Origin of the sequence: Pseudoalteromonas sp. SWN166, from assembly GCF_015864485.1 — a bacterium.
GTDB lineage: Bacteria > Pseudomonadota > Gammaproteobacteria > Enterobacterales > Alteromonadaceae > Pseudoalteromonas.
The window spans coordinates 71,974-83,788 of record NZ_JADYXB010000005.1; the positions used below are offsets into that span (position 1 = coordinate 71,974).

9 protein-coding genes and 1 pseudogene are annotated in these 11,815 nt (G+C 38.5%); 1 reads left to right on the forward strand and 9 read right to left on the reverse strand.

Features of this window, described 5'->3' with window-relative positions:
• Positions 1 to 11: 11 nt before the first annotated feature.
• A complete protein-coding gene (locus I6F49_RS04560; protein ID WP_197178698.1) occupies positions 12 to 1,121 on the reverse strand; it encodes a Zn-dependent alcohol dehydrogenase in 1,110 nt (369 codons plus the stop codon).
• Positions 1,122 to 1,157: 36 nt separating this feature from the next.
• Between I6F49_RS04560 and I6F49_RS04565 the strand changes: the two genes are divergently transcribed.
• A complete protein-coding gene (locus tag I6F49_RS04565; protein ID WP_231615033.1) occupies positions 1,158 to 2,012 on the forward strand; it encodes a helix-turn-helix transcriptional regulator in 855 nt (284 codons plus the stop codon).
• Here the strand turns inward: I6F49_RS04565 and I6F49_RS04570 are convergent.
• From I6F49_RS04570 to I6F49_RS04600, 8 genes and pseudogenes are all read right to left on the reverse strand, one after another.
• Positions 1,998 to 3,275, reverse strand: a complete 1,278-nt coding sequence (locus I6F49_RS04570; RefSeq protein ID WP_197178699.1) for an NAD(P)/FAD-dependent oxidoreductase — start codon at positions 3,273 to 3,275, stop codon at positions 1,998 to 2,000. The genes I6F49_RS04565 and I6F49_RS04570 overlap by 15 nt on opposite strands.
• Before the next feature lie 16 nt (positions 3,276 to 3,291).
• Positions 3,292 to 3,600, reverse strand: coding sequence for a 2Fe-2S iron-sulfur cluster-binding protein (locus tag I6F49_RS04575; RefSeq protein ID WP_197178701.1), 309 nt, complete (start codon positions 3,598 to 3,600; stop codon positions 3,292 to 3,294).
• Between the two features lie 60 nt (positions 3,601 to 3,660).
• Positions 3,661 to 4,833 carry a cytochrome P450 gene (locus tag I6F49_RS04580; RefSeq protein ID WP_197178703.1) on the reverse strand — a complete coding sequence of 391 codons (1,173 nt, stop codon included), beginning with the start codon at positions 4,831 to 4,833 and terminating at the stop codon, positions 3,661 to 3,663.
• A 449-nt stretch (positions 4,834 to 5,282) separates the two neighbouring features.
• Positions 5,283 to 6,392: a mandelate racemase/muconate lactonizing enzyme family protein gene (locus I6F49_RS04585; protein WP_165741463.1), complete on the reverse strand. Its 1,110-nt coding sequence runs from the start codon at positions 6,390 to 6,392 to the stop codon at positions 5,283 to 5,285.
• 316 nt (positions 6,393 to 6,708) lie between these two features.
• Positions 6,709 to 6,942, reverse strand: a pseudogene (locus I6F49_RS20310) (SMP-30/gluconolactonase/LRE family protein); the annotation flags it as partial.
• Positions 6,943 to 7,004: 62 nt separating this feature from the next.
• Positions 7,005 to 8,279, reverse strand: a complete 1,275-nt coding sequence (locus I6F49_RS04590; RefSeq protein WP_331461440.1) for an RNA-guided endonuclease InsQ/TnpB family protein — start codon at positions 8,277 to 8,279, stop codon at positions 7,005 to 7,007.
• A gap of 44 nt (positions 8,280 to 8,323) precedes the next feature.
• Positions 8,324 to 9,067: an SMP-30/gluconolactonase/LRE family protein gene (locus tag I6F49_RS04595; RefSeq protein WP_331461441.1), complete on the reverse strand. Its 744-nt coding sequence runs from the start codon at positions 9,065 to 9,067 to the stop codon at positions 8,324 to 8,326.
• 282 nt (positions 9,068 to 9,349) lie between these two features.
• Positions 9,350 to 11,677, reverse strand: coding sequence for a beta-galactosidase (locus I6F49_RS04600; protein ID WP_197178705.1), 2,328 nt, complete (start codon positions 11,675 to 11,677; stop codon positions 9,350 to 9,352).
• Between the last annotated feature and the right edge of the window lie 138 nt (positions 11,678 to 11,815).

Below are 11,815 nucleotides of genomic sequence, written 5' to 3' on the forward strand. Positions count from 1 at the left end.
TTTATACTCCTTTAATCATCAAACACGACGACACCTTTAGCGATACGCCCTGCTAGCATGTCGTCAAAGCCTGTTTGTAACTCATCTAACGAGTAAGTTTTTGTGACTAGCTCATCGAGCTTGAGCTTTTTTGCGTCATAAAGGTCTAGTATTTGAGCAAAGTCGCGCTTAGGATTACATTGCCCGTAGAGCGGATTTATATAAATTTTATCCCACTCAAATAGTTCGCAATCAAAATCTATTTTTTGCTCAATGCCACTCACTTGTACCGCAACTCCCGCGCTGCGTATTAATGCTAATGGCGCTGAACCAAGTGCCGGCACTGCTGTACACTCAAAGGCATAATCGGCTCCGCGACTATTTGTTAGCGCTTTAACTTCGTTTATCATGTGAACTAAATCAGGGTCATACTTTTTAGCAAGTACGGTATGTGTAGCACCAAATGCTTTAACTTGTGTTAATCGCTCCGGTGACAAATCAATTGCTATTATTTTAGCGGCGCCTGAAATTGCAGCCCCTTGTATTGCATTTAGTCCTACGCCTCCACAGCCTAATACGGCCACTGAAGAACCTGCTTTTACTTTAGCTGCATTAACTACTGATCCGTAACCGGTCATTACGCCGCAACCAACAATACTTGCACTTGGAAAAGGAATGTCACTGTGTATTTTTATAACTGCAGCAGCCTTAACGACGGTGTATTCGCTCATCGTACCTAAATGAAATGAGCGCTCTAAGCTATTGCCATTATGCTCACACGCTTGTTTACCTGCGTGTCCGCATAAACCATTGCCAGTTACGGGGCTATTTACTTCACAAATGTGTAAATTACCCTCTTGGCACTGGAAACACTCACCACACGGAATTGCCCAATTTAGTATTACTTTATCGCCGATAGTAAATTCCGTTATACCTTCGCCCAACTCAACAACGGTTCCTGCGCCTTCATGACCAATGATAAATTTTTTATTCCACGTTTTAATTGAATCCCAATCTGTATGACAAATACCTGAGGCTTTTATTTTAATTTTTACTTCGCCAGCACTTGGTTTTCCGACATTAACGGTATCGAAGAAAAAACCGCCTTTTCCATCTGCAATTGCAGCTTTTGCCTTGTACATGTAGACTCCTAAGTCTCTAAATATAAGTATTATGTTATGAAGCAACCGACAATTTACTGTGAACCGTTTTGTATAAAAGACGGTTACGATTTCGAAATTCATCATGTAAGTTATCTTCAGCACGATAGCTATTCATGTTTTATGCACTTTCATCAGGTGCATGAATTTATATTTTTTGAACAAATTGACGGCACTTATTTTTATCATCAAGGTGAATCGATTCTTTCTGATTTTGAGGCCGTTTTTACACCCGCTATGGAAACCCACGACTTTGCTTTAAATCCGCGCCCTAAATCTTGGTATATTGTGCAATTTATGCCTGAACGCCTTAATAATCAGGCCTTACAAGAATTTATAGAATTACTAAAAACTGGTTTGCATTTAAGCTTTAGCATTGAAATGCAAAAAAGGATTCATAAGTTGCTCGCTTGGATGCTTAGCGAATTTAACGAAAATCCTAAAAGTAAAACCTGTGCTCAACTGTTTGATAGCTTAATCACTATGGTGTGCGAATATGGTAAAAGCAGTTTATCTAAGCAGCAAACGTCATTAAGTAGCTCAGCAAGTTTTAAAAAGCTTGCTCCGGTAATTAATGAGCTTAAAACAAATAACGGCCTTAACCTGTCACTTGAGCAAGCCGCAGCCCTTTGCCATTTATCACCTTCGTATTTTTCAAGGGTATTTAAAAAGCACTTTAGAGTGCCTTATTCCGACTACCTGATTCAGCACAAGTTATATAATGCCGCACGGTTACTCGGGCAAAGTGATGTTTCGGTGACTGATATATCTTACGATTTAAGCTTTTCTAGCCCGTCGTATTTTATTAAGCAGTTTAAACATCACTTTAAAGTGACTCCGCATCAGTATCGACAGCAGTTACGCCTGAAATAACTGAGGTTTTGCAAGTGCTATAGTCAAATTGTTCAATACCTGTTTGTTTACCTTTAAACCTTGCTTAATAGCCTGTGTGCCAAGTACATAGGCCTTTGCATAATTAACAGCTTCCACACAAAGCAGTGTGTCGTTATTAAAGTACCAAAGTGAAAATTGACCGGGAGCTTCTTGGCGCTTAATAATCTCGTTATAGCCTTGTGATAAACCTACTATTTGTAATTTATATTCGTATTGATCTGACCAAAACCAAGGGAGTGCAGGAGCTGACGTATTATTTTTAGCTAAAAACTGCGCAGCAACTTTAGCTTGGTCAACTGCGTTTTGTACCGACTCAAGTCTGATCCAACGATTATAAATTTTATTAAAATGAATAGTGCAATCACCAATTGAGTAGATATCAGGGTGTGATGTTTGGCATACGTCATTTACTTTTATGCCTTGCTCAACCACCAGCTCAGCATCTGTTGCAAGTTGTGTATTTAGCCTTACACCTACGCCAATTAAAATAAAATCGGCGGGATACTCACTGCCATCACTACATTGCACATAATGTTTATTGTTTGTGTGCTTAATTTGTACAATATCTTTTGCTGTTTGCAGGTCTACCCCCTTCGTTTTGTGTAAATCAGTTAAAAAGTTAGACATAGCAGATGATGTGACTCGCGATAGTATTTTTTCTTGTTTTTCGATAACCGTTACTTTAGCGCCAAGTGCAATAAAGGATGACGCCGATTCAAGGCCGATATAACCTCCACCAATAATCACCACTTCTTTGTTAGTGCTTGCACTTAGCGCTTTTTTTATTGCTACGGCATCACTATGTGTTCGCATTGCGAAATATTGAGAGGTGCCATATTCATCTACAGTTTCACTAAGGCCTTTAATGGGGGGTATAAAGGGCGAGCAACCAGTCGCGATCACTAATTTATCAAAATCTAGTTGTTTATTATTTTTAAGAGTCACTGTTTTGTTATCTTTATTAATTGCAGTAACACGCTCACCTAAACATAAATCTATATGGCTATCTGTGTAGGATTTTTGCACCTTTAAAGGTATTGATTTTACCTCTAACGATTGCAGCGTTTTTTTAGACAGCGGTGGCCTGTGATATGGCAGTTCAGGATCGCTATCGAGTAATATAATTTTACCCAGCCAACCTTGCTGGCGTAAGTTAAATGCAAAGTTAACGCCGCCATGGCTTGCACCAATAATAACAACGCTTTGCTGCAGTGAGTTTGGCTCTAATTGTGTGTTTTGCATAATGCTGTACCCGCTTTTAATTGGCTACTCTGAAGGTCATGCCATCAATATTTTCAGACACCTCAATTTGGCAACATAAACGGCTGTATTGCGTTACGCTATCGTCCAGCTCTAGCATGTCGCTTTCTATCTCATCGGGTTTACCTACTTTTTTAAAGTCATCCGGTGTTAAGTAAATATGACACGTTGCACACGAACATACACCGCCACAATCACCATCAATACCAGCAACACCATTTGCTGATGCCAGTTCCATTAGCGAGCCACTGTCGCCCTCTACTTCAACTGCATCGTTTTTTTTGGTTATAAATATTACTTTCGCCATCGTATTAATCCTCTACTTTTACTTGTTACTGTATTTATTTAACTATTTTCTACGGTGTTTTTATTTTGATTTAAAGCTAACGTGCAGACTGTTAAAGCCTACCTTTCTTGAAAACTCACCGAGTTTTTCAATATTTTCATCTGCTTTTATTGTCTCTATTTGAGCAACTTTATTAGCAAGTGATAACACTAGTTGATGTAGAATTTGGCGGGCATGCGTTGCGCCCAAACAATTGTGATGGCTAAAACCAAAACTAATATGCGGGTTAACTTTTCGATCGAAGTCGACATTGTTGGGATCTTTGAATACCTTTTCATCGCGATTAGCCGACGCCCAACATAACGAAACTCGTGTGTCGGCTTTTATAGCGTGCTCACATACGCTTGTGTCTTGCGTAGCGACACGGCCCATTTGCGTAAGCGGCGAAAAATAGCGAATTAGTTCTTCTACGGCCCTGTTTAATATTTCAGGCTGATCATCAATACGCTTTAAATCGCTGATGTTTTCGCTAAAGTAGGCAATAGAGTTTGTGATCGCGTTTATAACGGTGTCGCGCCCCCCTGCAAAGGTGAGGATCATCACACCTTTTATTTCTTCTTTACTCAGCTTTTTACCGTTCGCCTCTGAATTTAAAAGCACTGAATATAAATCATCACCCGGGATTGCAATGGCGTTTTCTATTTGCTCATCAATGTAGTTGTATAGAATATTGGCTTTATCGCCATCAAGGTCACTGTCTTCACTTCTAAATACATGAGTACCCCAATCTATCCATGTTTGTGCTTTATCCATTGAGGTATTAAGTAACAGCGTTAACGCTTTAGATTGAAGTGGTAAAGCAAATTGTGACACCACATCAAACGACTCTGCTTTAAAGGCGTTTTCAATAGTTTCATCAATAATGGTTTGTAAACGCGCTTGGTAACATTCATCTAATGGGCGTTTAAACCAAGGGTTTAATAATTCACGAAAGCCACCGTGCTGAGGAGGGTCTACTTCAAACGGAATTTGGCGTGTTTCACGTATTGCCACTTCTGATGGAATTACAATACGTCCAGGTTTAGCACCCGATTGAAAAACAGCACAATTATGCGCTGCTTTTCGTACATCTTTTAAGCCTAAGATCATATTTACAGGATCGTTTTGGTCATCCATTTGACCCATTCCTGTTACTTTTCGTTGCTGTGCAAACGCATCGGGAAACTCGCTAATACCAGTTACTTTTGACGTCATAATGAAACCTAATTTCTATTATTAATCTATTTTTGATACACCATTTTAATCACAACTTAATGATACAAATACACGGATTTGGCTTAAAAATGGTAATTTGATGCTCTTTATTGCTATTTTTAAAATATAAAAAAAGCCAGCAATTTAAGCTGGCTTTGGTGGGGTTGTGAGAGCCCTTAACTAATTAATTTAAAGCATTGAAATAAAACTATTCTCGGCGTTAATTACAACCATCGGGTTTACAGCAGACTTAGCAATTTGGGTTTGTGTAAAACAATCAATATTTGCAATGGCAATAACTATTTACCTTTATAAAAGCGTCCACAAAATCAGTACTCATAAATTAAAACTTATGACAAAGAGATTATCATTCATTCCTTGATAAATAATTTCTACACTGAATTTGTGGACACACAACAACTCTTTTCTTTTATTACTAATTTTTCTAGTTACGACTGTTTAATTAAATGTGTTCTCATTAGTTGAGGGTCAAATTCTACACCCGTCCCAATTATATCTGGCGCGCACGCTTGCCCATTTTCAAGCTTTAAAGGACGTGTTGTATATTCATCTATAGGGAATGAATGAACTTCTAAAAAACCAGCGTGAGGCTGAGATGCCAACAGTGATACATGTAGTTCATGCATGCCATGGCTACAAATAGGTAAATTATGGGTATATGCCATACTCGCTACATGTAACCACCCTGTTATGCCACCAATATTTGATGCATCTGGTTGTAAAAAACCTAATTTAGCTTGACTAATCGCATAGCCAAATTCGTGCAATGTATGCAAATTTTCACCCATTGCAAGCGGTATTGAAGTCGCTTGTGCTATGCGAGCAAAGCCTTTGTAATCATCAGGTATAGTCGGTTCTTCAAACCAGGTTATGTCGTATTTTTCAATTGATTTAGCAAAACGAATAGCTTGCTCAACAGTCATTGAGTAATTGGCATCTACCATAAGTATTTTATCTTTACCTATTAGCTCTCTTACTGCGGCTACACGTTCTATATCTTCTTTAAAGTTGGGTTTACCGACTTTAATTTTTACTGCATTAAAGCCACGATTTAAATAACCATCTATATTACTAAGCAGTTTTTCTTGGCTAAAGTTTAAATCTATTCCGCCTGCATAGCATTTTGTTTGGTCACTGCTACCACCCGCAACTTGCCATAATGGTGCATTTAAGCGCTTACACTTAATATCCCACAGCGCTATATCAACTGCTGAAATCGCAAAGCTAAGTAGTCCACCTCGGCCAACATAATGAAGATCCCACTGCAATTTGTCCCAAATTGCCATGATAGACATAGAATTTTGTCCAATTAGACCGGGCTTTATTTCATCGTTAAGGAGTGAATAAATTGCGCGACCACCTTTGCCGCCAGTGTAGGTATATCCCATCCCTTCATACCCGTCGTGAGTCATAATATGCACTGTAATAACTTCAAAGTGAGTGTGATCGCCATGCTTTGCATCACTTAACACTTCTGCTAGCGGAATTTGGTAATACTCGACTTTTACACTTTTGATTGTTTGTGATGATACTTTCATTAAGCCACCGAATTAGTTAACATGACACTGTTCATTGTTAACAATTTACAACAGGTATTTGTTGTTGTAAAGGTTATCTGTTTAATTAAGCGAAATTATCCGAAGGTCTGTTTATCTTTGAGAATTAAAATTTGTTCAAACTCGAGACTATTTAATCGCAGCGTGAGATTTGTAACCTAGTGGGCTAAGTAAAAACCGAGCAAAGCTTCCGCGTCCTGCTCACGCCCCTTACCTTCATTCATGTAGGCAACAAAGAGTAAATAGCCCCTATCAAGCGTGTTTATAGGGGCTTTAATTTAACAATAGAATAACAAGACTATTTTAAATCAAGTGCCAATAGCTGTGTATGCGCTGTTATATAAACGCGGTTTTGTGATTGATTAAACGTTAGATTAGCACTAATATTTGGCATTTCAATTTGAGCTAGTAGCTCAGCATTTTTATTAAATAACCATAACCCATTGGGACCTGTAGCAAATATAATCCCACTTTTATGTACCTTTAAACCATCTGGTAAGCCTAGGTCATGCTTAATTGCTGGTGGTAATTCTTGACATCCTCCCCCACCTCGCTAAGCGCCTGAACAAGTTCAGGAAAGGAGGGGGATTCCGATTAGTTTAAAACCATCGGGGCTTTGTGATCACTCACAATGCAAGTTCCTGCTTCAACAAGCTGACTAATGTCAATCTCTCCACAGGCTAGAACGCGATGACCTCGCGCTAAAATATTTAATGCGCCAACATGATCCGCATTATTTTGATAACAGCACTTCACACACTCAAACTTAGACTGCGTTAATCGGTTATCTTTTGATTGATGATCACACGCCGGACACGTTTGACTGGTATGTTTCGGATCAACAAAAATAACCTGACCGCCGAGCCAATCCTGCTTATATTTCAGCATCTCTTTAAACATTCCCCATCCTTGATTGAGAATGACGCGGTTTAAGCCAGATTTTTGTTTTACCATTTTTCCATACTGCTCACTGTTGCCTTTGCTGTTTTTCGTCATATTTCTAATTTTAAGATCTTCTAGCACGATGATTGCGTGGCTTTTGCTCAACTGTGTTGAGATCTTATGTAATTTGTCATGACGAATATTGGCAACTTTCGTATGAAATGTTGTGATCTTTGCTTTTAATTTTTTCCAGTTACTTGAAAATTTCACTTTTCTAGCAAGTTTCTTCTGTAATCGTTTGATCCTGATTGTCTGTTTACTGGTATCTATCGGCTCCACAAAACTGCCATCAGAAAGGGTAATTAGGCGTTTCACGCCTAAATCTCCGCCAATCATGGCGTTTGATGGGTGCTTAGGTGGTGCGACTTCTTGTTCAACTTGGATTGAAACAAACCAGTGCTTACCTTTTTGTGAAACAGTGACGTTTTTAGCTTTACCTAAAATAGCTTGGCTTTTTCTAACATTAACCCAACCGATTTTAGGTAAAAAAATACGTTTCCCATTCTTGTCGATTTTAAAGCCTTGAGGAAAACTAAAGCTATTCACCTCTCCTTTTTTCTTAAAAGTAGGCATCCGTTTGAGTGGTTGGTTTTTATCGAATGCGTCTTTAAAGGCGCGTTCAAGCTGTTTTAATGTTTGTTGGATAGTTTGTGCGGGCGATAGTATTAAAAAGCCATACACCTCGCTTTTCTTCCAAAGTTTGGAAAAGAAATCCAACTCTTGGTAGTAGCAAATCTTTTGCTTATTCTGTAACTTAAATAAGTTAATCGCTAAGGCTTTATTCCACAAGAATCGACAATTTCCCGCATATTGCGCCATTTTAGCGTTAATATCGGGTGTTGTTTTTAAGCGGAATTTATAAGCTTTGCGAATAATCATACTGTTATTATATACAGTCAATAAAAAAGGAACAACCCATTTAGTCACTTCGCGACTATCGCCTTATATCACCGACCTAAAGGAACGGTGTTTTACGGCAAAAGTTGTTGAAGTACTCCTAGATAAAATAAAGATTTACTTACCACTGCACCACTGTCATTTAAATCATACTGATACCACGCAGGTTTATTAGCATTAGATGCCGCCACATATAACGTTTTATTATCAGCTGATAATGCGACCCCATTAGGATAAATAAGATCACGATCCAATAAGGTAAGTTCCCCTGTATTTTTAAGTGAATATACCCCCTGAAACTTAAGCTCTTTGCCTTCATCATCTAATTGATTAGGTAAACCATAGGGTGGATCACTAAAATAAAGCATGCCTAGGTCGTTAAAAACGCCATCGTTTGGGCTGTTAAACTTTTGTCCATTATAATGACTTACAATTTGTAGGTATTGTGGTTTAGGCGTGCTTAATGGCGTCTTCATTTTTGATATAACACGTGAGCGCGATTGCAAAAGCACAAGCTCATTTTGTTTATTTACAATTAAACCATTTGAATAGCCACTATGCGCTAAGTACAAACTTGCACCTTTACCTGGTGTATATTTATAAACCTGATGATTAGGTATATCAGAATATAATAAATATCCTCCTTGATTAACCCAAACCGGCCCCTCTAGCCAGTCATAACCCGAAGCGAGGGTTTTAACATGGCTATTTAAGTTAAGCACTTCAAGCGCTTGCTCATTAAATATTTTGTAGGGGCCTTGCTCGAATAAAAGTGTGTTACTTTGCTTAGCAGATACACCAAAACAGAAAACACACACAGCGTTTAGGCCGTGTTGATCTTTGGTGGGTGAATTTGCAGCAGTATGTTTGGTTTTTAGGCAAGGCGAAGCCTATGTAGTGTGGTTATTCCCCATGAATAGGCGATAACGCAGCATAAATACCAAACATGCGCTGCCCAAAGGGTTCTTTCTAGGGACGATTAACTCTTTGTTGCTCGGTTTTTACTTAGCCCACTAGGTTACAAACCTCGCGCCGCGATTTAATCGCCCCTAGATTGAACAAATTTCAATCCACAAAGATCAACACGCCCTAGTATATATTTAATTTTTTGCATTATTATACCTGCGTTCATATAACGATTTATTCACGCTTTTAGCTGCATCTACAAGCGGTTTGTAAGGAATGTCAGCTACATTTACAAAGCCTACATTGTAGTTTTCACCATCGTATGCTCGCCCAGTTAGTGGAGAGTCTATGTATTGAAACCAATGCGCACCAACAAAATATGGGTTATCTATAACGCTATTCATATATTTTTTGTATTTAGTACCACGCTCTTGCTGAGATTGAGTGTGTATAAGGCCTGGGTTTAATAGCCCAGAATCAAGCGCACCATTATGAAATTCACCTATTATGCTTGGCATATCTATATCAGATAAAAATGCCCAAAAATCTTCATTTAATCCCTCTCGGTAATAGTTGTAGCTCATCACATCTACATGCGCGGCAGCGGCGGCTCTTATTTCAGGCGTCATACCCCAGTCAGCAAAACGTGCTCCCATATTCAGCTGGTTGGGAAGATGTTTAGCTATAGCAGCGTCAACCACTGCAAAATACTGATTAGCATAATGAAATAACATCGCTGATAAATCGATATTAGTTTGCTCGTTAAACTGCGTGAGTGTCACGCCTGAAGCAAACTCATCCCATGAGGCAATACGTGTATTCCACGCTTTATTAAGTTTGCTAATTTGGCTGTACTTATTTTTCATTAAGGTAACAAATTGCGCTTTTGTCGGGCTATTTTGAGCATTATTTTTAAGTGTATTAATTGCTATGCCGTAACGTGCGGCGTCAGAATTCATCATGCCCCAGCTTTTTTCGTTATCAATAAATACACCAACACACCAAGGGCTGTTTTTAACTTGCTGGGCTACTTTTGCAAGCGTTACATCTGCGCGCTCAACGAATAATGGATCAAATGGGTCAGGTAATGGGCTCCAGTAGTCGTTACCACTGCTTACCGTTTTGAAATTACCAATGATCCACGCATTAGCAAAGTAAGGTAATTGGTTAGTATGGTAATAGTCTTCTTCTATCCAATTGCCAAAAGAAGTAAAGCCCCATGAAAGCATGCGTTTCACTGTGGTGTTTTGCCACTGTTTCATTAAGTCATTGTTGTTATGGGTTTGATATTTTCGCTCTAAATTAGCGCGATAAAAGCTAAACGTTTCACCTTTTTTAATTGCACCACTGTGAACTTCGCGTCTGTAGCCGTAGTTATCAGCTAAAGGGTTATTTTGCTCGGGTAACCAATTAAACATATCAGCTCTAAGTGCTGAGCTTTTATAGCGTGTTGGCCACGCTGCCTCTGGGGCTGGGTTTAACCCAAGAGAATCCTCTGGTGTTAAATCACCAGCTTCGCGCTGCTTAATATAGCTTTGGTCAAAATCGTAACCGGTTATAGTTGAAGTATTTGCCATACGAACGTTATCAATGCCGGTTGAAAAAAACAGATAACCTTCTGGGTCGACTAAACTCCATTTACCTTGGTATTTTTCGGTTCTAAAATATCCCGTTGCCTTTAATTGTGGGCCGTTTTTCCAGCCACTATATTTAGAACGTCCTTTCATTGGTGAGTTTTGTAAGTTAATTTGCTCTTTTTGAGAAATAACTTGTAGCTGCTCTGTTGAAGATACTTTATTGGTAAAGTCTAATTTTGCATTTTGCCCAAATTTATCAACTAACCCTTTAAGATAGTGAGTATCAAAATTAGTTGGCTTTATAAGGCGTAAGTTGTCTATTAAAAAACGTTTATCCTCTAGTAGCCCTTTTACTCCAAATGATATTTTTACAATGCTGCTAACGTCGATAGTTTTTTGTCCGCCTCTATAGATTATTGGCGTATAACTGCTTTTCCAACTTGGTGGGTTTGAGCGAATACCTGAATTAACATTTAAATTTGCGCCTTTTAATTCTATGTAATACGTATTTTGAGACTTTGCTGGCACAACAACACTTCGAGATTGAAATTGTCCCGACTTGTCTATTGTCTTTATGTATAGGTGAGTAGAAGCCTCATCAGGGTTTTGTATATCAAGTGCAAGGGCAAAGCTTCCTGTTGCTTGCCAATCCCATCCTTTTGGATTAATGAATTCAAAGTCACTTTCTACATTAGATTTAGATTTTAATGTCACCGCTAATTTATGGTTTCCACCTTCCTTTATTAATGTACTAAAGCCATTAATTGTATTTATATATTGGCTGTAATTATCCTGTTCAAAATCAAAAATTATATGCTCTTTTTTTAATGGAGTGGCTCCTTTAGTTGAATCTTGATCTGAAGCTTTCGCATTGTGACACCCTGCAAGTACCGATAAACAAAAAAACGAGGATGCTAATTTTACACTATAAGGATTGAGAAACATGTTGGCCTACTATTGTGCGTGTTTAAATGTGTACTTTTGAGCAATAATTGATAGCTAAAAAGCGTTAAAACTACACAAGATAATTACACATACGACGATATAAAACAATTAACTGTTAACAATATGGTGAATTTAAGA